The 24941-nt window shown below is 54.3% G+C and carries 26 protein-coding genes, 3 tRNA genes and 1 pseudogene; 12 read left to right on the plus strand and 18 right to left on the minus strand.

Annotated features, from left to right (window positions below):
• Nucleotides 1–45: 45 nt before the first annotated feature.
• The 6 genes from D5066_RS10870 to uvrY all read right to left on the minus strand — a co-directional run bounded on the left by D5066_RS10870 (nt 46) and on the right by uvrY (nt 3582).
• Nucleotides 46–132 (minus strand) — tRNA-Leu (locus tag D5066_RS10870).
• Between the two features lie 11 nt (nt 133–143).
• Nucleotides 144–217 (minus strand) — tRNA-Cys (locus D5066_RS10875).
• A gap of 46 nt (nt 218–263) precedes the next feature.
• Nucleotides 264–339: transfer RNA gene (locus tag D5066_RS10880), tRNA-Gly, on the minus strand.
• A 152-nt stretch (nt 340–491) separates the two neighbouring features.
• Nucleotides 492–1040 (minus strand): CDP-diacylglycerol--glycerol-3-phosphate 3-phosphatidyltransferase, encoded by a 549-nt coding sequence (gene pgsA, locus D5066_RS10885; protein ID WP_041909393.1) that lies wholly within the window; start codon nt 1038–1040, stop codon nt 492–494.
• A gap of 56 nt (nt 1041–1096) precedes the next feature.
• Nucleotides 1097–2929: an excinuclease ABC subunit UvrC gene (gene uvrC, locus D5066_RS10890; protein ID WP_119915937.1), complete on the minus strand. Its 1833-nt coding sequence runs from the start codon at nt 2927–2929 to the stop codon at nt 1097–1099.
• Nucleotides 2926–3582: a UvrY/SirA/GacA family response regulator transcription factor gene (uvrY, locus tag D5066_RS10895; RefSeq protein WP_119915938.1), complete on the minus strand. Its 657-nt coding sequence runs from the start codon at nt 3580–3582 to the stop codon at nt 2926–2928. Before uvrY ends, uvrC begins: the two co-directional genes overlap by 4 nt.
• 358 nt (nt 3583–3940) lie before the next feature.
• Between uvrY and D5066_RS23335 the strand changes: the two are divergent.
• Both D5066_RS23335 and D5066_RS10900 read left to right on the plus strand, forming a co-directional pair.
• Nucleotides 3941–4021 (plus strand): annotated as a pseudogene (locus tag D5066_RS23335) (hypothetical protein); the annotation flags it as partial.
• Between the two features lie 25 nt (nt 4022–4046).
• The gene (locus tag D5066_RS10900; protein ID WP_080329513.1) at nt 4047–4271 is read left to right on the plus strand and encodes a DUF2594 family protein; all 225 of its coding nucleotides are present in this window, start codon (nt 4047–4049) and stop codon (nt 4269–4271) included.
• A gap of 66 nt (nt 4272–4337) precedes the next feature.
• Here the strand turns inward: D5066_RS10900 and sdiA are convergent, their stop codons facing one another.
• From sdiA to D5066_RS10950, 9 genes are all read right to left on the minus strand, one after another.
• Complete coding sequence (sdiA, locus tag D5066_RS10905) at nt 4338–5060, minus strand: quorum-sensing transcriptional regulator SdiA (protein WP_080329514.1); 723 nt, start codon at nt 5058–5060, stop codon at nt 4338–4340.
• A gap of 221 nt (nt 5061–5281) precedes the next feature.
• Nucleotides 5282–6034, minus strand: coding sequence for an L-cystine ABC transporter ATP-binding protein TcyN (gene tcyN, locus D5066_RS10910; RefSeq protein WP_041909387.1), 753 nt, complete (start codon nt 6032–6034; stop codon nt 5282–5284).
• Nucleotides 6031–6699, minus strand: coding sequence for a cystine ABC transporter permease (gene tcyL / locus D5066_RS10915; protein WP_119915939.1), 669 nt, complete (start codon nt 6697–6699; stop codon nt 6031–6033). Before tcyL ends, tcyN begins: the two co-directional genes overlap by 4 nt.
• Before the next feature lie 21 nt (nt 6700–6720).
• Nucleotides 6721–7707 carry a D-cysteine desulfhydrase gene (dcyD, locus tag D5066_RS10920; RefSeq protein ID WP_119915940.1) on the minus strand — a complete coding sequence of 329 codons (987 nt, stop codon included), beginning with the start codon at nt 7705–7707 and terminating at the stop codon, nt 6721–6723.
• A 107-nt stretch (nt 7708–7814) separates the two neighbouring features.
• Complete coding sequence (gene tcyJ, locus D5066_RS10925) at nt 7815–8615, minus strand: cystine ABC transporter substrate-binding protein (RefSeq protein ID WP_119915941.1); 801 nt, start codon at nt 8613–8615, stop codon at nt 7815–7817.
• 86 nt (nt 8616–8701) lie between these two features.
• The gene (gene fliZ, locus D5066_RS10930; protein WP_080329517.1) at nt 8702–9253 is read right to left on the minus strand and encodes a flagella biosynthesis regulatory protein FliZ; all 552 of its coding nucleotides are present in this window, start codon (nt 9251–9253) and stop codon (nt 8702–8704) included.
• Nucleotides 9254–9307: 54 nt separating this feature from the next.
• Complete coding sequence (locus tag D5066_RS10935) at nt 9308–10027, minus strand: RNA polymerase sigma factor FliA (RefSeq protein ID WP_014170714.1); 720 nt, start codon at nt 10025–10027, stop codon at nt 9308–9310.
• A 129-nt stretch (nt 10028–10156) separates the two neighbouring features.
• Nucleotides 10157–11269, minus strand: coding sequence for a flagellin lysine-N-methylase (fliB, locus tag D5066_RS10940; protein ID WP_208861683.1), 1113 nt, complete (start codon nt 11267–11269; stop codon nt 10157–10159).
• 155 nt (nt 11270–11424) lie between these two features.
• Nucleotides 11425–12249, minus strand: coding sequence for a flagellin N-terminal helical domain-containing protein (locus D5066_RS10950; protein WP_045260344.1), 825 nt, complete (start codon nt 12247–12249; stop codon nt 11425–11427).
• Between the two features lie 399 nt (nt 12250–12648).
• Between D5066_RS10950 and fliD the strand changes: the two genes are divergently transcribed.
• The 4 genes from fliD to amyA are packed head-to-tail and all read left to right on the plus strand — an operon-like array spanning nt 12649 to nt 16419.
• A complete protein-coding gene (gene fliD, locus D5066_RS10955) occupies nt 12649–14073 on the plus strand; it encodes a flagellar filament capping protein FliD (protein ID WP_119915944.1) in 1425 nt (474 codons plus the stop codon).
• Nucleotides 14074–14094: 21 nt separating this feature from the next.
• Nucleotides 14095–14499 carry a flagellar export chaperone FliS gene (gene fliS / locus D5066_RS10960; RefSeq protein WP_061097763.1) on the plus strand — a complete coding sequence of 135 codons (405 nt, stop codon included), beginning with the start codon at nt 14095–14097 and terminating at the stop codon, nt 14497–14499.
• 5 nt (nt 14500–14504) lie between these two features.
• On the plus strand, nt 14505–14879 hold the full coding sequence (gene fliT, locus D5066_RS10965; RefSeq protein ID WP_080329521.1) for a flagella biosynthesis regulatory protein FliT: 375 nt from the start codon (nt 14505–14507) through the stop codon (nt 14877–14879).
• A 52-nt stretch (nt 14880–14931) separates the two neighbouring features.
• Entirely contained in the window at nt 14932–16419 is a 1488-nt protein-coding gene (gene amyA / locus D5066_RS10970) for an alpha-amylase (protein ID WP_119915945.1), read from the plus strand.
• Between the two features lie 151 nt (nt 16420–16570).
• On the opposite strand, the gene yedD is transcribed toward amyA, so the two are convergent.
• From yedD to fliE, 3 genes are all read right to left on the minus strand, one after another.
• Complete coding sequence (gene yedD / locus D5066_RS10975; RefSeq protein WP_080329523.1) at nt 16571–16984, minus strand: lipoprotein YedD; 414 nt, start codon at nt 16982–16984, stop codon at nt 16571–16573.
• Nucleotides 16985–17138: 154 nt separating this feature from the next.
• Complete coding sequence (locus tag D5066_RS10980; protein WP_119915946.1) at nt 17139–17651, minus strand: DUF4823 domain-containing protein; 513 nt, start codon at nt 17649–17651, stop codon at nt 17139–17141.
• Between the two features lie 242 nt (nt 17652–17893).
• Entirely contained in the window at nt 17894–18208 is a 315-nt protein-coding gene (gene fliE / locus D5066_RS10985; protein WP_080329524.1) for a flagellar hook-basal body complex protein FliE, read from the minus strand.
• A 228-nt stretch (nt 18209–18436) separates the two neighbouring features.
• Here fliE and fliF point away from each other — a divergent pair, with 228 nt between their 5' ends.
• From fliF to fliK, 6 genes are read left to right on the plus strand one after another with little or no spacing between them, the layout of a single operon-like run.
• Nucleotides 18437–20116, plus strand: a complete 1680-nt coding sequence (gene fliF / locus D5066_RS10990; RefSeq protein ID WP_119915947.1) for a flagellar basal-body MS-ring/collar protein FliF — start codon at nt 18437–18439, stop codon at nt 20114–20116.
• Nucleotides 20109–21107 carry a flagellar motor switch protein FliG gene (gene fliG, locus D5066_RS10995; protein ID WP_080329526.1) on the plus strand — a complete coding sequence of 333 codons (999 nt, stop codon included), beginning with the start codon at nt 20109–20111 and terminating at the stop codon, nt 21105–21107. Before fliF ends, fliG begins: the two co-directional genes overlap by 8 nt.
• Nucleotides 21100–21807, plus strand: coding sequence for a flagellar assembly protein FliH (gene fliH / locus D5066_RS11000; protein WP_080329527.1), 708 nt, complete (start codon nt 21100–21102; stop codon nt 21805–21807). The genes fliG and fliH overlap by 8 nt, the downstream gene beginning before the upstream one ends.
• Entirely contained in the window at nt 21807–23177 is a 1371-nt protein-coding gene (gene fliI / locus D5066_RS11005; protein ID WP_080329528.1) for a flagellar protein export ATPase FliI, read from the plus strand. The genes fliH and fliI overlap by 1 nt, the downstream gene beginning before the upstream one ends.
• Nucleotides 23178–23198: 21 nt before the next feature.
• Nucleotides 23199–23642, plus strand: coding sequence for a flagellar export protein FliJ (gene fliJ, locus D5066_RS11010; protein WP_006811155.1), 444 nt, complete (start codon nt 23199–23201; stop codon nt 23640–23642).
• Nucleotides 23639–24868 (plus strand): flagellar hook length control protein FliK, encoded by a 1230-nt coding sequence (gene fliK / locus D5066_RS11015; protein ID WP_119915948.1) that lies wholly within the window; start codon nt 23639–23641, stop codon nt 24866–24868. Before fliJ ends, fliK begins: the two co-directional genes overlap by 4 nt.
• The last annotated feature ends 73 nt before the right edge of the window (nt 24869–24941 follow it).

Below are 24941 nucleotides of genomic sequence, written 5' to 3' on the forward strand. Positions count from 1 at the left end.
GGTTTCACGACACTGCTTATTGCTTTGATTATTCTTTGTTTCCCATGGTAGCCGGAGTGGGACTTGAACCCACACAGCGCGAACGCCGAGGGATTTTAAATCCCTTGTGTCTACCGATTCCACCATCCGGCCAGGGAAGAAAGTGGAGGCGCGTTCCGGAGTCGAACCGGACTAGACGGATTTGCAATCCGCTACATAACCGCTTTGCTAACGCGCCGTAAAACTTTTCAAGCTGACACCCGCTATTGCGCATGTCTTTAATCTGGAGCGGGAAACGAGACTCGAACTCGCGACCCCGACCTTGGCAAGGTCGTGCTCTACCAACTGAGCTATTCCCGCATGTCATCAAGTTAACTGCTAACTACTTGATTTCATTATCGTCCGGCTTGCTGTGCCGCCGTTCGATGCGTTGCATTCTACTGATATGACGTGATGAGTCAACGTTATTTTTTGCTTGTCTGGATCGTTTGCTGAAAATTACGGCGAAACGATCACTGATCAAGCAAATCCCCGCGCGCAGCGTTCAAATATTGCAGCATTGACCACAACGTCAGCACTGCCGCCACCCACAGGAGACCAATCCCTGCCCACTCGACCCAGGCGTTCGGGCGCCAGAGCATCCAGACCAGCGAAGCCATCTGGGCAGTTGTTTTCACTTTACCGATCCAGGACACCGCAACGCTGCTGCGTTTTCCCAGCTCCGCCATCCATTCACGCAGCGCAGAGATGATAATCTCGCGGCCGATCATGGTTGCCGCGGGCAGCGTTACCCACCAGGTATGATAGTGCTCAGCCACCAGCACCATCGCAATCGCCACCATCACTTTATCCGCAACCGGATCGAGAAACGCACCGAAACGGGTGCTCTGGTTCCAGCGGCGCGCCAGGTAACCATCAAACCAGTCCGTTACCGCAGCAATAAGGAAGATCAGTGCGCAGGCAAAGGGTGCCCAGACGACCGGCAGGTAAAACGCCAGCACAAAGAACGGAATGAGCACAACACGAAAGAGAGTGAGCAACGTAGGGATATTATATTGCATAGTGACGGTAACTATTTGTTGTCAGTAAAATTTAGCTCTATGTTGCTACAGAGCCCTCAATGTTTCAACGAGTAGTAGATCTTTTCTGCCAGCCCTTGCGAAATACCCGGCACTTTTGCAATTTCCTCCATACTGGCGTTGAGTAATCCTTGCAATCCGCCCATATACTTCAGCAGCATCTGGCGGCGTTTCGGTCCCACGCCCTCAATGGTCTCAAGCGTACTCGTGTTTTTGACCTTCGCCCGCTTTTTGCGGTGGCCGCTGATGGCATGGTCATGCGACTCATCGCGAATATGCTGGATGACATGCAGCGCCGGGGAATCCGGCGGCAGGCTAAAGCCCTCGCCTTCTGGCTCAAAGAAAAGCGTTTCCAGACCGGCCTTACGATCCGCCCCTTTCGCCACGCCTAACAGCAGCGGATGGTTTTTGTCCCACTCAACGTCGAGCGACTCAAAGACCGCTTTTGCCTGACCCAGCTGCCCTTTCCCGCCGTCGATAAGAATGACGTCCGGGATCTTGCTCTCTTCAATCGCTTTACCGTAGCGACGGCGCAGCACCTGATTCATGGCGGCATAGTCGTCACCCGGCGTGATGCCGGTGATATTGTAGCGGCGATATTCGGCGCGCAGCGGGCCGTTGGCGTCAAACACCACGCAGGACGCCACCGTCTGTTCCCCCATCGTATGGCTGATATCGAAACATTCCATACGTTTGACTTCCGGCAACTTCAGGAGCGTCGCCAGGGCGGTTAAACGCTGGCTGACCGTCGATTGCTGGGACAGTTTCGTGGTGAGCGCCGTCGCCGCGTTGGTCCGCGCCAGCTTCAGATAGCGTGCCCGGTCGCCGCGCGGTTTGGTTTGAACATTAACCCGACGTCCTGCCAGTTCGGAAAGCGAATCGGCCAGCAGGGTTTTGTCGTCAAGGCTAAAATCGAGCAGGATCTCAGAGGGCAGCGTTCGCATCTGGCTTCCCTGCAGATAAAACTGGCCGACAAAGGTTTCCACCACTTCTCCCAGCTCAGTGCCGCCAGGCACTTTCGGGAAATAGCTGCGGCTGCCGAGCACTTTGCCCTGGCGAATAAACAGCACATGCACGCAGGCCATTCCGGCGTCGAAGGCGACACCGATAACGTCGAGATCGTCACCGGTATTCGAGACAAACTGTTTCTCAGTGACTCTGCGCACCGCCTGAATTTGGTCGCGGATGCGCGCAGCCTCTTCAAACTCAAGGGCGGCACTGGCTTTTTCCATCCGTTCGATCAGCTGGGTTAAGACCTGATCGTCTTTGCCAGCTAAGAACAGGCGTACATACTCCACCTGCTGCGCATACTCGTCTTCACTGACCAGCCCCGCGACGCAAGGCCCCAGGCAGCGACCAATCTGGTACTGTAAACACGGGCGCGAGCGGTTGCGGTAGACGCTGTTTTCACACTGGCGGATCGGGAAGATTTTTTGCAGCAGCGCCAGCGTTTCACGCACGGCATAGCCGTTAGGGAACGGCCCGAAATATTCACCCTTTGCATGTTTAGCACCGCGGTGCATCGCCAGGCGCGGATGGGTGTCGCCACTTAGAAAGATAAAAGGATAGGATTTGTCGTCCCGCAGCAGCACGTTGTAGCGTGGCTGATAGAGCTTTATATAGTTGTGCTCAAGCAGCAGCGCTTCCGTCTCGGTATGCGTGACGGTGACATCAATATTCTGAATGAGTGCGACCAGCGCTTCGGTCTTACGGGAGGCAAGGTTGCTGCGAAAATAGCTGGAAAGGCGTTTTTTAAGATCTTTTGCCTTCCCCACATAGATAACCGTACCGCCAGCGTCATACATCCGATAGACGCCTGGCTGGCTGGTTACGGTTTTCAGAAATGCTTTTGAATCGAATACATCACTCACTGACTTAACAACGTCTCCGCGTTACACAAACCATGTCGGATGGCCAGATGAGTCAGTTCAACATCACCATGAATGTTCAGTTTACTGAACATTCGATAACGATAGCTGTTCACCGTTTTCGGGCTAAGATTCAGCTGTTCGGAAATCTCATTCACCTTCTGACCCTTGGTGATCATCAGCATAATCTGCAATTCACGCTCAGACAAACTGGAAAACGGCGATTCCGTTTTCTCGGGTTCGATCTGGCTCAGCGCCATCTGCTGGGCAATGTCAGAGGCGATATAACGCTGTCCGGCAAACACGGAACGGATAGCATTGACGACCTCCTGCGGGGCGGCGCCTTTGCTAAGGTAACCGGCTGCGCCCGCCTGCATCACCTTCGCGGGCAGCGGGTTTTCCGTGTGTACGGTCAGCATGATGACTTTCGTATCAACAAAGGTACGCGCGATTTTGCGTGTTGCCTCAAGACCACCGATGCCGGGCATGTTCATATCCATTAACACCACATCGGCCGAGTTCGTGCGGCACCATTTTACGGCATCTTCCCCACAGCACGCCTCACCGGCAACTTTAATACCTTTAATATCTTCAAGAATGCGTCGTATCCCTGCGCGCACCAGTTCGTGGTCATCAACAAGAAGGACGTTGATCAAAGGAAATGTCTCCAGAATAGGGATAACGCTACTGAGTGATAATTTGGTTTATATTAACGGTTTTCCTCACAAGATTAAAACGTTAAAAAACCGGCTATTCGATTTCGCTCTCGTTTTTGGAAATTAGCCTGTACAGTCCGTGGAAAGCGGGCCCGTACAAGCAGGGCTTTTGCTGCTATTTTTAAGCATCTGTATTCAAAAAGTTACAAAAAGCTTTCAGGCAATCCGCGCTAAAAAACAGTTCTCAAATTTTTGTAACAATAATTAACGGCAAGCGAACCGGGCTTAAACAATTAATAGTCATGGCTCGCCACAGTTTAGCGACAGGCTGTGTTTACGCAAATAAACAGCGGCGGAAAAGTACGAAAAACAACCACTGCATTTTTTGCTGCAGCTTGTGGTATACTCCGCCGCCTTGACTTTCGTCGTCGCGCTTTAGCGCCGTTTAATAATGAGGAAAATAAATGAGCACACCTGATTTTGCCACTGCGGAGAATAACCAGGAACTGGCACAGGAAGTAAACTGCCTTAAAGCGCTGCTAACGCTGATGCTGCAGGCGATGGGCCAGGCTGACGCTGGTCGTGTGATCATTAAAATGGAAAAACAAATCGCGCAGATGGAAGACCAGGCGGAATCGGCCGTATTTGCTAATACCGTCAAGCAAATCAAACAAGCCTACCGCCAGTAACAAAAAACGGCTGGATGCAGTGCATTCAGCCGTTCGTTCGTCTGTCACGCAGAACGTATTGTCTAATCAGATCATCCCCGTTGCCGCTGCGTAACAGGCAATCTGCGTCTTGTTCGGCGCATTAAATTTCTTCTGCATATTCTTCTGATGGAAGTTAACCGTATTCTCTGAAATGGAGAGAATGATGGCTATTTCCGCCGACGTCTTCCCTTCCGCGGTCCATTTCAGAATTTCACGCTCACGTTTGCTGAATTTCATTTCTGGCGGCATGACCATCTCATCTTCGAAACGCAACAGAGAGAGTAATGCCATTTGCACCAGCATCTGCAGCCTCAGTTCTATTTCTTCGCTGGAAAACGGTCCTTCCTGCGCGCTAGTACGGGAAACCGACAGGAAGCCAAGCGCATGATTAGGCAGCATCAGGCATTGCGTTATTCCCGTGCGTAAACCGTGGTCCTGTGCGCTGCTCCATAAATCCTGCGCATCGGCGAATAATGCGTCCGTCCAGGGCAAATGACCCTGAATGAAATTCTCCGGCTTTAACACGGGATCGATGGCGAAATAGTTCTCTGATTGATATTGCGCCTGCCACTGTTGCGGATAAGTGGTATGCACAGAAATTTTAGGTCGCGTAAACGGCACAGGATGGCGCACACAAAGTGCGTAATAATCGAATTCCAGCGCCTGAGTTTGTCGCTGAAGTTCCTGATATACCTCGTCGGCACAGGTCAATTCCTGAAACCGGAGGGAGCAATCCCGTCGCCAGGTGAAAAAGTCTGAATCCTTCATACTTACTAAAAGAAGCCTCTGAAAAGATAATCATTATTATGGTGAATATAACCTAACACATAAAACTTATTTCTAACTACAAAATATCGGCAATAGCACAATTAACTGCGCTATTGATAAGCTTTAAACGAGCCGGGTGGAATAAAAAAACACGCTTACGGGCGTAGAACGAGAATAATTTGCTCCAGAAGAACTTTCTGGAGCAAATGAGTGCAAAAATGCTACTGCATAAGGAATTTTTCAAGGAACTGGCGGGTTCGCGGCTGCTGAGGATTGGCAAACAGGCTTTTCGCCGGTCCTTGCTCCACAATCCGCCCCTGATCCATAAAGATGGCTCTGTCCGCCACGTCGCGCGCAAAGCTCATCTCATGGGTGACGATGACCATGGTGCGTTTTTCCTGCGCCAGCTGGCGGATGGTATTCAGCACCTCACCCACCAGCTCGGGATCGAGCGCGGAGGTCGGTTCATCAAACAGGATCACGTCAGGGCGCATCGCCAGCGCGCGTGCGATGGCCACGCGCTGCTGCTGCCCGCCCGACAGACGGCGCGGGTAGCTGGTCTCTTTCCCTGCCAGCCCAACTTTGGCGAGCAGTTCACGGGCGCGTGCCGTCGCCTCCTCTTTCGGCTCACCTTTTACGATGACCGGCCCTTCAATAATATTTTCCAGCACCGTGCGGTGCGGGAAAAGATTGAAGCTCTGAAACACAAAGCCAACATGCTGACGCAGACGGCGAATCAACCCTTTCTGCTGGCTGATGGATTTACCGGTATCAATGGTTATTTCTCCAACCCGAATGGTGCCCCCTTCCGGCTGTTCAAGCAGGTTAATACTGCGCAGCAGCGTGGTTTTTCCCGAACCGCTCGGCCCGATAATCGCCACCACTTCGCCCTGCTCGACTTCAAGATCGATCCCGTGCAGCACCGTTTGACCGTGGAATTTTTTCACCAGGTTTTTGACGTCGATAGCACTCATTTTGGATCACGCTCCTGGCGGTTAAGCTGGTTTTCAAAGTAGTTTTGCAGGGCAGACAACACCGTCGCCATCACCCAGTAGATCAGCGAGGCGGCCAGATACATGGTGAAGACTTCCAGGGTGCGGGAGGTAATAAGCTGCGCCTGACGGAACAGCTCCGGCACCTGAATGGTCGCCGCCAGGGAGGTATCTTTCACCAGGCTGATGAAGCTGTTGCTCAGCGGCGGAAGCGCCACGCGTGCCGCCTGCGGCAGAATGGCGCGACGCAGCGTCTGCCACGGCGTCATCCCGATACTGGCCGCCGCTTCCCACTGCCCTTTATCGATTGACGAGATCGCCGCTCGCAGGGTTTCGGACGTGTATGCCGCCGTATTAAGCGACAGGCCAATCATCGCTGCCGGGATGGGATCGAGCTCGATGCCGAACTGCGGCAAACCGTAGTAGATCATAAAGAGCTGAGCGATAAGCGGCGTGCCGCGAAACACGGAGATATAAAAGCGCGCCAGCCAGCGTACCGGCAGGATGGACGACATGCGCATCAGGGCCAGCACAAAGCCCAGCACCAGCCCGAAGAACATCCCGCCGATACTGAGCTGTAATGTAAACACCGCACCTTTCAGCAGGAACGGCAGGGAATCAATAACCAGTTGAATACTTTCTTGCATTATTATTTTTCGACCTGATTTTTAGACATGAGGATGATAAGCAAACAGCGCGGGCGCCCCGCCGGTGTGCACAAATAAAATCGGCCCTTCATCCTTAAAGCGTTTCTGCGCAATGCCATCGATAAGCCCGGCCATCGCTTTGCCCGTATAAACCGGATCAAGCAGTATACCCTCGAGGCGTGCCAGCAGCTTAACCGCTTCCATTCCCTCTTCGTTAGGCGTGCCGTAACCCGGTGCAAAATAGTCATCCCAGAGCAGGATATCGGCCTTTGCCGTCAGCTCCAGCTGTTCTGCGACCGCCTGCTGTAACGTGACCACTTTCGGTTTCTGATCCGCAACGCTGCGGGACACCGTCACGCCAATCAGCTCGACGTCCGGGAGCAGCTGCTCCAGCCCTACCGCCAGCCCGGCATGGGTGCCTGCGCTTCCGGAGGCAACCACCACGGACGAGAGGCTCACCGCCCCTTCACACTGCTGGGCGATTTCCAGCGCACTTTCCACATAGCCCAGCGCGCCCAGCGCATTCGAGCCGCCGACGGGAATGACATACGGACGAAAGCCCTGCGCTTCCAGGCGCGTGGCCAGATCGTCAAGCTGTGCGTTTGGGTCAGTCAACGCATCGACCATTTCAACCTGCACATTGAACAGATCCAGCAGCAGACGGTTACCGTTGGTCAGATAATTTTCTGCCTTCGTACCAATCGGGTTTTCCAGCAGGGCCACGCAGTGAAGGCCAAGCTTTGCCGCCACGGCCGCCGTCTGACGAACGTGGTTAGACTGAATTGCCCCGGCAGTAATAAGCGTATCCGCGCCTTCGCGCAGCGCGTCAGCCGCCAGAAACTCCAGCTTGCGCAGCTTATTGCCCCCCATCGCCATCGGCGTCACGTCATCGCGCTTAATAAAAATATCGCGTCCTAAATAATCAGAAAATCGCGGCAGATACTCCAGAGGCGTCGGCGCGCCGATAAACTCCAGACGGGGAAAGCGCGTTAAATTCTGTAGTGACATGGGTTCTCCGGTAACTCAGACAAAATGTGATATTTTTCATTATGCACGCAGACGCGTAAGAAATAAAAAAGGCGCTTTTAAAAGCGCCTTTTTTTCACGTCAGAGACTTATTTGGTGACGTCAGCCCCGAACCACTTCTCGGACAGCGCCTTCAGGCTTCCGTCTTTTTGCATATCGGCAATGGCGGCATCAATGGCTTTCACCAGATCCTCGTTACCTTTACGAACGGCCACGCCGGATTCCTGACGAGAGAAGGCATCACCCGCTACCGCCAGGGTATTGTTGGTTTTCTTGACCAGATCCAGTGCAGCCAGGCGGTCAACCAGAATGGCGTCGATACGGCCCACGCGCAGATCCTGATATTTCGTCGGGTCATCATCATAGGTGCGGATATCCACGCCCTGAACGTTCTGACGCAGCCACTCTTCGTAGTTGGTTCCCAGACCGACACCGACTTTTTTGCCTTTCAGATCGGCAGCGGATTTGATGGAGCCTTCGTTACCTTTCTTCACCAGCGCCTGGATACCGGACACGGTATACGGCGTGGAGAAGTCATATTTCTTCTTACGCTCGTCAGAAATGGTTACCTGGTTAATCACCACGTCAATGCGTTTGGAGTCCAGCGACGCCAGCATACCGTCCCATTTGGTCGGCTTCAGGGACGCTTTGACGCCGAGGTGTTTCGCCAGTTCTTCTGCAAATTCCACTTCAAAACCGGTCAGCTTGCCGTCATCACCCTGGAAGCTGAACGGAGGATAGGTTCCTTCCAGCCCGACCAGCAACGTACCGCGCTCTTTTACTTTATTCAGCAGGTTTTCAGCAGCGAACGTTTTCACGCTCATGCCCGCAACCAGCGCGACGGCCATAACTCCCATCAGCGCCTGACGACCCAGAAGTGCTAATTTCATAAATACCCCGATATAGTGGAATTTTTACGTAGTGTAGAGAAATCGCCTGCAACGTCAAAGGCGACTGCGCTACATCTTATTCTTTTTTAATATATATCAGAAGTTGTTCCGGCGAGCGCTTTCTGCTTCACGGCACCCGGCATTTGTACCTTATATTGCGCGTACTTGCGCAGCGCAATTCGGTAGTTGTTGGTGCTGGTTGCAGGCAGCCACGGCTCCAGATTCTCATCCAGATAGCCGGTTTTCAGCAGATCGCGAGAGATGTTGTTAACGGTCAGATGCTGCCCAAGGCGGCGCAGGCGAACGACATATTCGCGCACGGTGCCATGGCTCATTTCCGTTTGTTCAAACAGGAATTGTTTGAAGCCGATGATGTCGAAGAAGTCGCTTTGCTCTTTGCAGTGGAGATCGCCACAGAAACGGCAAAGCGCCACCCACTCTTTTTGCTCTTCGAGCCACGCGGTTTCATCCATCAACGTGTCGAGACGAGAGATCGCGATTTTATTCACGATCTCGCCGCGGCGAACCAGCGTGATACGATCGAGTAATTTATTACAGTGGGCGCAATGCGTCTGGCTGTGTTTAAAGTCTTTCAGGTAGCGGCTTAAAGGCCGTCTTTTAGATTGCTGCACCGTCATGATAACTCCTGGTTGTCAATACGTTGTGCGGCATTTTTCAGGTGAATCAATCACCTATAACTTACCCAGCTTGGTTCGTAAGCGTTTAATGGCCTGGCTGTGCAGCTGGCTCACCCGCGACTCTCCCACCTCCAGAACAGCGCCGATCTCTTTGAGGTTAAGCTCTTCCTGGTAATAAAGGGTCAATACCAGCTGCTCGCGTTCAGGCAGAGCCTCAATCGCTTCCATTACGCGCTGGCGTAAATTCCCTTCCATTAAATGGTGTAACGGGTTTTCCTGCTGGTGTTCATCCGTCACCAGCTCGATGCTATCGCCATGCTCTTCGCGCCACTCATCATAAGAGAAGAGTTGGCTATTATTGGTATCGAGCAACATCTGACGATACTCTTCAACAGCAATGCCAAGACGTTCCGCCACTTCTGTTTCCGTTGCGTTGCGTCCCAGTTCCTGTTCCAGCTGCCCCATCGCATGCGCCACTTCGCGCGCGTTGCGGCGAACGCTGCGCGGCACCCAGTCCCGGCTGCGCAGCTCGTCCAGCATCGCACCACGAATACGCTGAACTGCGTAAGTCGTAAATGCCGTTCCTTGCAGAGCGTCGTATCGGTCAACTGCATTCAATAACCCGATACCGCCCGCCTGTAGCAGATCGTCAAGTTCCACGCTCGCCGGCAAGCGCACCTGGAGGCGCAATGCTTCGTGACGCACCAGCGGGACATAACGCTGCCACAGCGAGTGTTTATCCATTACACCTTCAGCGGTATAGAGTGAATTCACGATAAACAGCCCTGCGTTAGTTGAGTTATCGGCATGATTATCCGATTCTGCAGGGCGTTCAATTGGATGAAAAAGGGGGATAAAGTGAGGTTATTCTGAGGTTGCCCACAGCTGGGGCAACTTTCCTGGCTAAATTAACAGTTGCAACAATGAAAGATCGTCGCCCAGTTTGACGCTATCTATATGTTGATGAAAGAGCTTTCCGGCTTCCTGATTATGCTGGCTCAGGGAGTGGAAACTGTAAATAACGTCAATAATATTGTCTTGTTCAATTTTCCCCGCGACGATGGCCTGCCCGGCAAGCAGCGATTTGAGGAAATAGAACTCCGCAACGATTAAATAAAGATTATTCAACATGCTGCGGCCATTGTTCTGCGGGAAGCCCTGCTGCCAGAGCTTGTATTTAAAAAAGTTTTTAAACAGGTGATCGTTTTCCGCCAGGTAACTGCCCGCCACATCGCGCCAGACGGACTCGATATTTTCCATCACTTTTTCTGCCGGAAGGGTGTCATCGACAGAGTTAAACTGTTTATAAAGCTGATCAAAATAACGGTTTAATACGGCGCCACCGCGGGCCGTCGCTTTCTTCGTAAAGTAGCTTTGGATGAGCGAGATTAATGCGAATTTCAGGCTGTAGTTCTGATTAAACCCGCCTAACTCCGTCTTGATTTTGCCGCTCACCAGCTCGTTCACCAGCGAAAAATATACCGTTTCGAGCGTGCTGATATTCTCTTCCAGTTTTTCGAGCTTTTCAGCCACCATCAGGAATTTCACCACGGCATAGACTTGTTCTTCAACGCTCACCGCCTCAACGCTGAATAGGTTCTGGCAGAAGAGATTGATGACCTTAATCTTCAAATCCATCGCTGGCGCATTATTCACGTCCTGCTGAACGCTGACGAATTCCATCATCGCCATCGACTCTCGATCGTTCAGCAGCAGACGGGTCACTTCCGGACACGAGAGGTTGAGGGATTTTTCGATTTCGGTTTTATAGACCCGGTTTGTCCGGGGAAATGACGAACAGGTCGGGCTTAAGGCCTGAGCGCCCATCGCGCCATGAATTGAGCAGAGCTTATCGGTATCCATAAACGGGCAGTTTTTACTCTCCGTATGGAAAATCACCTCACCCCAGTGGCCGTACTGTTTTTTGGTAACTTTAATTCCCGTCTTCGCCGTCTGGCGAATTGCCGCGTTTTTACTGTTGAGATAGCGGTTGACGGAGGATTTATCGAACGCGATGGTCCAGCCCTGACAACAATGTTAACGGCATTCCCCACCGACACAGGAAAAATCTGCGACCAGTTTAGGCTGGGTAATAACGATCTGTTTCACGGGCGGATCCTCAAAATTCAGAGACAAAAAAACCCCGCCGAAGCGGGGCTTGATGCGTAAAATTAACGCAGCAGAGACAGAACGGTCTGTGGAACCTGGTTTGCCTGAGCCAGAACAGAAGTACCAGCCTGCTGCAGGATCTGCGCGCGGGACATGTTGGAAACTTCAGTTGCGTAGTCAGCGTCCTGGATACGGGACTGAGCAGCAGACAGGTTGTTAGAGGTGTTGTTCAGGTTGTTAATTGCTGAAGTGAAGCGGTTCTGCACAGCACCCAGACCGGAACGTGCTTTATCAACTTTAGCGATCGCATCGTCGATAGTTTTCAGCTCACCACCAGCCAGCGCTGAGAGATCGATACCTTTCACGCCCAATTCGGTAGTATCGGCTTTGGCACCCTTCAGGTCCAGATCGATGGTGTCGCCGTCGTTCACGCCAACCTGAATTTTAACCACACCAGCAGTACCTGCAGTACCGTCCAGCAGTTTGATGCCGTTGAAGTCAGTTTTGCCCGCAACACGGTCGATTTCATCCAGACGAGCTTTAACTTCGTCCTGCAGAGAGGCCAGGTCAGTCGAGCTATTAGTACCGTTTGTTGCCTGAACAGCCAGTTCACGAATGCGCTGCAAGTTGCTGTTGATTTCGTTCAGGGAACCTTCAGCAGTCTGCGCCATGGAGATACCGTCGTTGGCGTTACGCGCTGCCTGGTTCATGCCTTTGATCTGGGAGGTCATGCGGTTTGCAATCGCCTGGCCAGCGGCATCGTCTTTCGCGCTGTTGATACGCAGACCTGAAGACAGACGCTCAATAGCAGTGCCCAGAGAAGACTGAGATTTGTTCAGGTTGTTCTGAGTAGTCAGGGACAACAGGTTAGTATTGATAACTGCCATAATTTTCTTTCCTTCAAAAATTGGGTTTTAGGTCCGGTGCCTAACACTCACAGCGTCTCTCACCGTCAACAAGGTTATCGACGGGTCCTGAAAAGACTTTAGAATCAATTTTGAAAAAATTATAACCTCATGATTAATAATATTTTTATTTTTAAAAAATCAATTAAGGTTCATCATAACGTTATTATTTACGGCTTTTTATTACGCAGGATACGACAAAAAAGGCACACACTTACCCGTGTTATTGACGCACTAAAAATTATCCCAAAGTGCAATCGTTTCATTTACCGCGCCAGGACATGCCTATTTTTTGGATTATTTTTTTCTCACCATCGTAAACTTTTACTATTCGAGGCCGATAAGAGTCCTGAACTACTTTCGTATTTAAGGAAAATATGCATGGCTACTATCAGTAACCTCGGGATAGGTTCTGCAGGACTCGGGGAATTATATAATCAGTTGGATGCAGCAGAACGATCCAAGCTGACGACGATTACTACCCAGCAATCAACGTATAACGCACAGTTAAGCGCGTACGGCAAGCTGCAGAGTGCCATGACCTCGCTGCAGACTGCGACCGCTGCGCTGGGTAAAGCGACCACATGGAACTCAACCGCCGTAAGCAGCACCAACACGGCCTTTACGGCAACCACGACCGCAGACGCATCCGTCGGCTCTTATGTGGTTAACGTCAACCAGGTGGCAAAAGCACAGGCGCTCACGACGGGCTCCTATACCACCAACACGGAGCTGCTGGGCGATACGACCGGCACGACGCGTAAAATTACGATTACCCAGCCGGGGACTAAAACGCCTTTAGAGGTGAACCTGGCCGATGGCGATACGTCGCTTGCCGGGATCGCCAGCGCGATCAATAAAGCGAACGGCAACGTCACCGCCAGCGTAATCAAGGCGAAAGACGGCGATTACCGCCTGATGCTCTCCTCGAAAACCACCGGTACGGATGGCGAGATGACCATCAGCGTCACCGGGGACGACAAGCTGCAAAGCGCCATCGGCTACGACTCAACCGCCAAAACCGGCGCGCTGACGGTGAATACCGCGGCACAGAACGCGATTGTCGTCGTGAACGACATCAAGATTGAGCGTCAATCGAACACCATCTCCGATGCGCTGCCGGGGATGACCTTCACCGTGAAGGCAGAAAGTAAAGCGGATGAAATGCTGGAAGTGACGCGCGCCACGGATGCGAACCAGAAAGCCGTAACGGATTGGGTAACCGCATATAACTCGCTGCAGTCCACCATTAACAGCCTGACCAAATATGTGCCGGTCGACGCGGGTGCAGGCGGCCAGTCAACGAGCAACGGCGCGCTGGTCGGTGATGCAAACGTGCGCGGGATCCAGTCTCAGCTACGCGGTCTGCTGACCGAAGTCCAGGCCGGCTCCGTTCAGATCATGGCTCAGCTGGGGATTACCCAGGATCCAGTCAAAGGCGCAGACGGTACGGTCGGTAACCTCAAAGTGGATACCGATAAGCTGAAAAAAGCGCTGACCGACAACCCGACTGCCGTGCAGCAGTACTTTATCGGCGACGGAAAGAAAACCGGTCTGGCGACCCAGATGAACAACACGCTGACCACCATGCTCAGCACCAGTACCGGCAGCGCGGGTGTGATCCAGAATGCGAAAGACGGTATCAACAAAACGCTGAAAACCCTGGGCGAACGTTACGATTCTATGGAAGCCTCTATTGATGCCACCATGGCGCGTTACAAAGCGCAGTTCACCAGTCTGGACGTATTAGTCACCAAAATGACCAGTACGGCCAACTACCTGACCCAACAGTTCTCACAGAAATAGTCGTAGCCTTCAGGAGTGGATATGTATAAGACCTCTGGTGTTCAATCCTATCAGCAGATAGGAGTCGAAAGCGCAGTTATGAATGCCAGTCCACACCAGCTGATTGTCATGTTGTTCGACGGGGCGCATAGCGCCCTCGTCCGCGCGCGTTTGTTCATGGAAGCCGGACAAATTCGTGAAAAAGGCGAAGCGTTAACGAAAGCCATTAACATCATCGACAACGGTTTAAAAGCAGGACTGAACATGGAGGTTGAGAGCGAGCTGTCCAGTAATCTTGCCTCCTTGTACGAATATATGGTTCGACGTTTATTACTGGCAAACGTCAGTAATGATGTAGACGCAATTGTTGAAGTCGAGGGTTTATTAAACAACATTGCGGATGCGTGGAAGCAAATCGGCCCCAATGCGTCCTCTATTTCAGGATAATTTTGATGAATAATCCCAGCGCAGCGCTTAGCCACTGGCAGGCGTTACATGCTCAGAGCATTGCTATGCTAAATCTCGCACATTCTGGTCAATGGGATGCGCTTATCGAGCAGGAAATGCATTACGTTCAACTGGTGGAAAGGATCTCGCAAACGCCCATCATGTCATGTCCTCCGGCTCAGGTTGATCAAGCGCGTGCGCTGCTGGAAATGATCCTCGACAATGAGAATACGTTAAAGGCGCTGCTGAAAGTGCGGATGGACGAACTGCGTAATCTCATCGACCAGACCGGCAAACAGCAATCCATCACCTCTACCTATGGAAAGCTGTCAGGGAATATTCTTTATCCAGAAAGTGTTACCCGCGACACACAATTATGATTTCTTCATCCATACTCCAGAAGTCTGCCAAATGGCTTCTGGAGCACGGACGATGAAAAACCCCACCCTGTTACAATGCTTTCACTGGTATTACCCCGCTGGCGGTGAATTGTGGCGAGAAGTCGCGGCGTTAGCCCCCAATCTCAATGAAATCGGCATCAACATGATCTGGCTGCCGCCCGCGTATAAAGGGGCTTCCGGCGGGTATTCGGTTGGCTATGACTCTTACGATCTGTTCGATCTCGGCGAGTTTGATCAGAAAGGCAGCATCGCCACAAAATATGGTGACAAAGCGCAGCTGCTGGAGGCCATCGACGCCCTCAAAAGCAACGACATTGCCGTACTGCTGGACGTGGTGGTCAACCATAAAATGGGGGCAGATGAGAAAGAGTCTGTCCGCGTACAGCGCGTAAATGAACAGGACCGCACGCAAATCGCTGATGAGATCGTTGAGTGTGAAGCATGGACACGCTACACTTTCCCTGCCCGCGCCGGGCAATATTCGCAGTTTATCTGGGATTACAAATGCTTCAGCGGTATCGATCATATTGAAAACCCCGATGAAGACGGCATTTTTAAAATCGTCAACGACTACACCGGCGAAGGCTGGAACGACCAGGTCGATGACGAGATGGGTAACTTCGATTATCTGATGGGCGAAAACATCGACTTTCGCAACCATGCCGTCACCGAGGAGATAAAATACTGGGCCCGCTGGGTCATGGAACAGACGGGCTGCGACGGTTTTCGTCTGGACGCCGTCAAGCATATTCCCGCCTGGTTTTACAAAGAGTGGATAGAGCACGTTCAGGAGGTCGCCGACCAGCCGTTGTTTATCGTGGCGGAATACTGGTCTCACGAGGTGGACAAACTGCAGGCCTATATTGACCAGGTCGAGGGCAAAACCATGCTGTTTGATGCCCCGCTGCAGATGAAATTCCACGAGGCGTCGCGCCAGGGGCGGGATTACGACATGAGCCAGATCTTCACCGGTACGCTGGTGGAGGCCGACCCGTTCCATGCGGTCACCCTCGTCGCGAACCACGACACCCAACCTTTGCAGGCGCTCGAAGCGCCGGTCGAAGCCTGGTTCAAGCCGCTGGCCTACGCGCTGATCCTGCTGCGGGAAAATGGCGTGCCGAGCGTCTTTTATCCGGATCTCTTCGGTGCCAGCTATGACGATACGGGAGGCGACGGCGAAACCTACCACATTGATATGCCGGTGATTGAGCAGCTACACGAGCTGATCCTCGCCCGCCAGCGTTTTGCCCACGGCGTACAGACGCTATTTTTCGATCATCCAAACTGCATCGCTTTCAGCCGCAGCGGCACCGAGGACGATCCCGGCTGCGTGGTGGTCATGTCGAACGGCGACGACGGAGAGAAGGTGATTTGCCTGGGGGAAAACTACGGCAACAAAACGTGGCGTGATTTCCTTGGCAATCGCGAAGAAACGGTCACCACCGCGGCGGATGGCGAAGGCACCTTTACCTGTAAAGGGGGAAGCCTGAGCGTGTGGGTGATTGAGGATGCGTTGTAGTAATGGAAAAGGTGCGGCCTGGTCCCCTCACCCCGCCCCTCTCCCTTTGGGAGAGGGTGCAAACACCAAAAACGGCAACGAGGTTGCCGTTTTGCGTTTACCATCAGTCCCGTAGGCCGGGTAAGCGTCAGCGCCACCCGGCAAAAAACGGCTACGGTAGTTTACTCTCCAGCGGATTTTTGCTCAGGTAATCAGCACATTCCACCGTTGGGCGGTCAACCTTTTGCAGCTCCATCCCGTCATACTCAAGCGTTGCACCGTCGCGATCCAGCGGATAGATATCCAACTTACGCGTGACGTTGTAATAGCTGTCTGAACGCAGCATGATCTTACCCGGCACGGCAATCACGCGCTGCCACTGGCGGCAGTCCAGCGTATCGCCCTCTTCCGTCACCACCAGCGTGGCAATCGCTTCGGGACTCACCAGGCTGCTCTGCGGTCCTTTCGACTGCCAGTATCCCGCCAGGTTCGCCGGGACAGGATGCTTGATCACGTCCTGATAGTTATCGACCTGAACGCACCCGGTCAGTGCCAGCAGCGCGCCAGCAATTGCTATTTTTTTCATCATCTTTCCTGCATTCGAAGAAAAAAATATTGTGGCATTAAAGCGCTGTGGCTGCCAGCGAAGATCGAGGGGGCTTAAACATAAGAAAGACAGGCTTACTGAAATCTGACAGAACCCCGTTTAAACGCGGTTCTGTATGACAGCATGTTGAAAATTAATACAGACTCGATATAAACGCGCTTACAGGTTCTGGTAACAGATCCTGTGGGTGATCGCCACCGAAGGTAGCCCACTTGCTTTTGCCATTGATAATTGTTGATGCAACACGACTATTGGATTCACTATTATATACAGTGATTTTCACTTCAATCTTGTCTGGAATGCCGGACCACTCAGTTGCACGATCTTCCCAGTGCAATATCTGTGGGACCACATAATAACCGCGGCTAATTGTATGGCGGCTTTTGAGACAGGCAAGATCATCACAGTCGGCAAAAACTGTCACATTATCTGAATGTCGCAAAAATGCAGCTTTTGCAGCGTCTGCCGTAGCTTTGCCAGACCCCGAATAAGTGTGTGTTTCATATACACCGTCAGTTGGCTGAGAGATCACAACTGGGGAATCTTTTAACAGGGGCTCCGTACGCTCCTGAATATTATTTGTGCTGTATTTAGCGGAACAACCTGCCAGTAAAATTGCAGAACAAAACAGAAACAAACTTTTCACTTTTCTATCCCTGTAAAATAAAGGAGTTACATTTTATCAGGCCAGTCCAGGTGAAACATATGTTTGCATCATGAAGACGTGACAAAACTGGTGAAATGCGTCGAAGGGGTACAGTTCTGGAAGGCGAAATTGAACATACGAGACGCCTATCCAGAACGAAATGTAATTAGCTTTGCCCCGCCCATGTCCCATAACATGTTTGGGAGCAACTATTAACTATAAATTTCATCAAGTTAGATTGCTTAAACCTGCATCCCCATCACTTCCTGGTACGCCGACACCAACTTGTTACGCACCTGGATCCCCATCTGCAGGGAAACCGAGGCTTTTTGCAAATCGGCCATCACATCGTTCAGCGCCACGCCCGGCTCGCCGAGGGTGAACTTCTCCGCCTGCGTGCGCGCAGCGGTCTGGGTATTGCTGATACGGTCAAGAGCGGCGTGCAGTTGCCCTGCAAAGCTGATGCTCGGCTGTTGGTCTGCCACATTCTGATTACGGGCCGTCATCGCCGTTGCCTGCAACTGACTGATTACCCCTTCAATGCCCTGTATAGCCATGACTCTCCCCTGGATGGTTTTTTACGCGGTCAAGACTAACAGCTTGTCAATAAGATAATGGCGGTAAATAGCGTTAAAAAACCAGGTTATTTGACGCATAGAAAATCCGGAATCGTCAAATAATGGCAGGGCCATCAATATGGAACTTTTGTCGTGTTTGCCGACCCGGGAGTCAGTTTTGTTTCTCTACACGAATAACGTAAACCACCAGGATTTAAGAGGTGCGCAATGAGTGCAACAGCATCGACAGCGCCACAAAATAAATCACTCGAGTGGATGAACCGCCTTCGCGCGAATCCTAAAATCCCGTTGATCGTGGCAGGCGCTGCCGCAATTGCGATCCTTGTAGCGATGGTTTTATGGGCGAAAAGCCCTGATTACCGCACGCTCTACAGCAACCTTTCCGATCAGGATGGCGGCGCCATCGTCACCCAGCTTACCCAGATGAACATCCCCTATCGCTTTGCCGATAACGGCGGTGCGCTTGAGGTACCGGCAGATAAGGTGCACGAGCTGCGTCTGCGTCTGGCACAGCAGGGGCTGCCAAAGGGCGGCGCGGTCGGTTTTGAACTGCTGGACCAGGAAAAGTTCGGTATCAGCCAGTTCAGCGAGCAGGTGAACTACCAGCGCGCGCTGGAAGGTGAGCTGGCCCGCACCATTGAAACGTTAGGCCCGGTGAAGAGTGCCCGCGTGCACCTGGCGATGCCTAAACCTTCTTTATTTGTTCGTGAACAGAAATCCCCTTCGGCTTCCGTTACCGTAAACCTCGAACCCGGCCGCGCGCTGGACGAAGGGCAAATCAGCGCGGTAACGCATCTCGTCTCCAGCGCCGTCGCAGGGCTGCCGCCGGGTAACGTCACGCTGGTGGACCAAAGCGGACACCTGCTGACCCAGTCCAATACAGCCGGTCGTGATCTGAACGACGCGCAGCTGAAATACGCCGCCGACGTTGAAAACCGTCTCCAGCGCCGCATCGAAGCGATCCTCGGCCCGGTGGTGGGGAACAGTAACGTGCACGCGCAGGTAACCGCGCAGATTGACTTCTCTAATAAAGAGCAAACCGAAGAGCAATACAGCCCGAACGGCGATGCGGCTCAGGCGGTGATGCGTTCGCGCCAGATCAATTCGAACGAGCAGGTCGGCGGCGCATACCCTGGCGGCGTGCCGGGCGCGCTCTCTAACCAGCCTGCTCCGGCTAACGCGGCACCGATTTCTACGCCACCGGCCAATCAGCAGAACGGTCAGCAAAATAATCAGCAGACCACTTCAACGACTAATAACGCCGGTCCGCGCACCAGCAGCCGTAACGAAACCACGAACTACGAAGTGGACCGGACCATTCGCCACACTAAGCTGAACGTGGGTGATATTCAGCGTCTCTCCGTTGCGGTAGTGGTGAACTACAAAACCCTGCCGGATGGCAAACCGTTGCCGTTGACTGCCGAGCAGATGAAGCAGATTGAAAACCTGACCCGCGAAGCGATGGGCTACTCCGAGAAGCGCGGCGATACCCTCAACGTGGTCAACTCACCGTTCAACTCGGTTGAAGAGACCGGCGGTGAACTGCCGTTCTGGCAACAGCAGGCATTTATCGACCAGCTGATGTCCGCCGGACGCTGGCTGCTGGTGCTGATTGTCGCGTGGCTGCTGTGGCGTAAGGGCGTTCGTCCGCAGCTCCAGCGTCGTGCTGAAGCCGAAAAAGCGGCTCGCGAACAGATGAGCGCACGTCAGGAAGTGGAAGAAGCGGTTGAAGTACGCCTCAGTAAAGATGAACAGATGCAGCAGCGCCGCGCGAACCAGCGCATGGGTGCCGAGGTGATGAGCCAGCGCATTCGCGAAATGTCAGATAACGATCCGCGCGTCGTGGCGCTGGTCATCCGCCAGTGGATGGGTAACGAACATGAGTAATACGCTTACGGGCACCGATAAAAGCGTCATCCTGCTGATGACCATTGGCGAAGACCGCGCGGCAGAGGTGTTCAAGCACCTCTCCCAGCGCGAAGTGCAAATTCTCAGCGCAGCCATGGCCAACGTGCGTCAGATCTCCAACAAGCAACTGACCGACGTGCTGTCGGAATTTGAGCAGGAAGCCGAACAGTTTGCAGCGCTTAACGTCAACGCCAACGACTACCTGCGTTCCGTGCTGGTTAAAGCGCTGGGCGAAGAGCGTGCCGCCAGCCTGCTGGAAGATATTCTGGAAACGCGCGATACCGCCAGCGGGATCGAAACGCTCAACTTTATGGAGCCGCAGAGTGCCGCCGACCTTATTCGCGACGAGCACCCGCAAATTATCGCCACCATCCTGGTTCACCTCAAACGTGGACAGGCGGCGGATATTCTGGCCCTGTTCGAAGAGCGCCTGCGTCACGACGTGATGCTGCGTATTGCGACCTTCGGCGGCGTCCAGCCGGCTGCGCTGGCGGAGCTGACCGAAGTGCTGAACAACCTGCTCGACGGCCAGAACCTCAAGCGCAGCAAAATGGGCGGCGTGAGAACGGCGGCGGAAATCATCAACCTGATGAAAACGCAGCAGGAAGAGGCGGTCATTACGGCGGTTCGCGAATTCGACGGCGAACTGGCGCAGAAAATTATCGACGAGATGTTCCTGTTCGAAAACCTGGTCGAAGTGGACGATCGCAGCATCCAGCGCCTGCTCCAGGAAGTGGACTCCGAGTCGCTGCTTATCGCCCTCAAAGGTGCCGAGCAGCCGCTGCGCGAGAAGTTCCTGCGCAATATGTCTCAGCGTGCGGCAGATATCCTGCGCGACGACCTTGCCAACCGCGGCCCGGTGCGTCTGTCTCAGGTGGAAAACGAACAGAAAGCCATCCTGCTTATTGTTCGTCGTCTGGCGGAAACCGGCGAGATGGTAATTGGCAGCGGAGACGACACCTATGTCTGATGAGCTGTCGTGGAAGCGCTGGACGCCGGACGATCTGGCCCCTCCCCTTGCCGAATTCACGCCCGCGGTGGTCTCGCCCGCAGAGCCCGATGCGGACGTCGAACAGCCCGAGCTGAGCGAAGAGGAGCAGCAGGCACAAATGCTGGCTCAGCTGCAAATGCAGGCGCACGAGCAGGGCTATAACGCTGGTCTGAATGAAGGCCGCCAGAAGGGGCACGATCTCGGATACCAGGAAGGCCTGGCGAAAGGGTTAGAGCACGGCATCGATCAGGCGCGCCAGCAGCAGGCGCCGATCCATGCCCGCATGCAGCAACTGGTCAGCGAATTTCAACACACGCTGGACGCGCTGGACAGCGTGATTGCCTCGCGTCTGATGCAGATGGCGCTGGAGGCGGCGCGTCAGGTTATCGGCCAGACGCCGGTGGTGGATAACACCGCGCTGATCAAACAAATTCAGGGGCTACTTCAGCAGGAGCCGCTGTTCAGCGGCAAACCGCAGCTGCGCGTCCACCCGGACGATCTGCAGCGCGTGGAAGAGAGCCTGGGCGCAACGCTTAGCCTGCATGGCTGGCGTCTGCGCGGCGACCCGTCCTTGCACCACGGCGGCTGCAAAGTCTCTGCCGACGAAGGCGACCTGGATGCCAGCGTCGCCACACGCTGGCAGGAACTGTGTCGCCTGGCGGCACCGGGAGTCGTCTGATGACCGCACGCCTCACCCGCTGGCTCACCACGCTCGACAACTTTGAGACGAAGATGGCGCAACTGCCATCTGTTCGTCGTTATGGGCGACTGACGCGCGCCACCGGTCTGGTGCTGGAGGCGACCGGCCTGCAGCTTCCGCTGGGCGCGACCTGCGTCATTGAGCGTCAGGATGGTCTGGAAACACGTGAAGTTGAAAGCGAAGTGGTCGGGTTTAACGGCCAGCGCCTGTTCCTGATGCCGCTTGAAGAGGTGGAAGGCATTCTACCCGGCGCGCGCGTCTACGCGAAAAACATCAGCGGCGACGGGCTGCAAAGCGGGAAACAGCTGCCGCTTGGCCCTGCCCTGCTCGGCCGCGTGCTGGACGGCAGCGGGAAACCGCTGGATGGTCTGCCCGCGCCGGACACCACCGAAACCGGCGCGCTGATTACCCAGCCGTTCAACCCCCTGCAGCGTACCCCTATCGAACATGTACTGGATACCGGCGTGCGTCCGATCAACGCCCTGCTCACCGTGGGGCGCGGGCAGCGTATGGGCCTGTTCGCCGGTTCTGGCGTGGGGAAATCCGTCCTGCTCGGCATGATGGCGCGCTATACCCAGGCGGACGTGATCGTTGTGGGCCTGATCGGCGAGCGTGGTCGCGAAGTAAAAGACTTTATCGAAAATATTCTGGGTGCGGAAGGCCGCGCCCGCTCGGTGGTTATCGCCGCCCCGGCGGACGTGTCGCCACTGCTGCGTATGCAGGGTGCCGCCTACGCCACCCGTATCGCCGAAGATTTTCGTGACCGCGGCAAGCACGTACTGCTGATCATGGATTCCCTGACCCGTTACGCGATGGCGCAGCGTGAAATCGCGCTGGCCATCGGCGAGCCGCCGGCCACCAAAGGCTATCCGCCTTCGGTATTCGCTAAACTCCCTGCGCTGGTAGAGCGTGCGGGGAACGGCATCAGCGGCGGTGGCTCCATCACCGCGTTCTATACGGTGCTGACCGAGGGCGATGACCAGCAGGATCCGATTGCCGACTCCGCGCGCGCGATCCTTGACGGCCATATCGTGCTGTCGCGTCGTTTGGCCGAGGCCGGACACTACCCGGCGATTGATATTGAAGCGTCCATCAGCCGTGCGATGACGGCATTGATTACCGAGAAGCACTACGCCCGCGTGCGTAACTTCAAACAACTGCTTTCCAGCTTCCAGCGCAACCGCGATCTGGTCAGCGTGGGGGCGTACGCCAAAGGCAGCGACCCGATGCTCGATAAGGCGATTAGCCTGTGGCCGCAGCTGGAGGCGTTTTTACAACAGGGCATTTTTGAGCGTGCCGACTGGGAAGATTCAATCCAGGCACTGGAGCTGATTTTCCCGCAGGTGTAACACAGGTGGAGGGCGAAGGTCATGGCGCAAAACAGCGCGTTATCAACGCTGAAAGATCTGGCTGAAAAAGAAGTTGATGATGCCGCATTGCAGCTTGGCGCAATGCGACGCGGGTGCCAGCAGGCTGAAGAGCAGTTGAAGATGTTAATCGACTATCAGCATGAATATCGCACCAACCTCAATACCGATATGACACAGGGCATTGGCAGCCAGCGCTGGATTAACTATCAGCAGTTTATCCAGACTCTGGAGAAGGCGATAGAACAGCACCGCCAGCAGCTAAACCAGTGGACCCAGAAAGTCGATACCGCGCTGAATTTCTGGCGCGAGAAAAAACAGCGGCTGCAGGCCTGGCAAACCTTACAGGACCGGCAGATTGCAGCCTCGACCCTGGCGGAAAACCGCCTGGATCAGAAGAAAATGGATGAGTTTGCCCAGCGCGCATCAATGAGGAAACCGGAATGATCACACTGCAACAACTGCTGATGAGCGACAGCGACCTGTCAGGCGGGATGCAATCAGGGAAAGGCACCGACGGTGCACAGGACTTTCTCTCCCTGCTGGCGGGCGCCCTGACGGACGCAACGGGCAAGGGCACCGATGCGCCGCTCACCCTGGCGGACCTGAAAGCCGCCGGCAGCAAGCTGTCGAAAGTCGCACAGGAAGCCAAAGGCGATACCGCCCTGCAGGCCAAAATTGCCGATCTGCTCTCGCGCCAAACCGCGTTGAATGGCGATGAAACGTCGCCCGTCACGTCGATTGATACCCTGGTTACCGGGCTGGTTCCGCTGTCTAAGGGTGATGCGCTGAAGACGCTCAATGCGGCCAACGGTAAAGATGACGGTAAAGCAGATCTGAGTGAAGAAGAGCTGGCAGGGTTAAGCGCGCTGATGGCGATGCTGCCGCACCAGCAAACTGCCGCCTCTCGTGCGGCAGGCAGCGATGGCGTTTCCGCCACCCAGGCGCTGAGTTCAGCAACGCTTTCACAAAACGGAGCGGGACAACCGTCCCTGAACGCGCCTGCGGGAAGCCATGATAAAGCGCAGCTTTCTGCATCCTATCAAAGCCAGGCGAAGAGCAACGGCCCGGATCTCGCCGCCAACGCGCCTGCCGCACCTGTCGTGGCCGCAGCCGCAGAGAAGCAGGAACTCGCCAGTTCTTCCTCCTCGTCATCGCCGACGGCTACCCTGGCGCCGATTATGTCCAGCCATGCGACAAGCCAGCCTGCCGCCACCGTTGCCACCGCCCCGGTGCTAAGCCAGCCTCTGGGTTCCCACGAATGGCAGCAGTCCCTGAGCCAGCACATCACCCTGTTCACGAAGCAGGGCCAGCAGACGGCGGAGCTGCGCCTGCACCCGGAAGATCTGGGCCAGGTACAAATCTCGCTCAAGCTGGACGATAACCAGGCTCAGCTGCAGATGGTCTCAGCGCACAGCCACGTGCGTGCGGCGCTGGAAGCCGCGCTGCCGGTCCTGCGCACCTCGCTGGCGGAGAACGGCATTCAGCTTTCTCAGAGCAGCGTCAGCAGCGAGAGCTTTGCCGGACAACAGCAGTCGTCATCCCAGCAGCATCATGCTTCACGCTCGGGCCAGCACGGCGGTTTTAATGAAGAGAGCGATGAACTCCTGCCAACCCCTGCCGCCCTGCAATCCGCGGCGCGCGGTAACAGTGCCGTAGACATCTTCGCCTAAACGCCAGAGGTAGCGTGATTATCCCCGTCTTTTCCACGCTTTGACGGCGGCAGGACACGGGATAATCACCTTA

This window comes from Enterobacter chuandaensis (genome assembly GCF_003594915.1).
GTDB lineage: Bacteria > Pseudomonadota > Gammaproteobacteria > Enterobacterales > Enterobacteriaceae > Enterobacter > Enterobacter chuandaensis.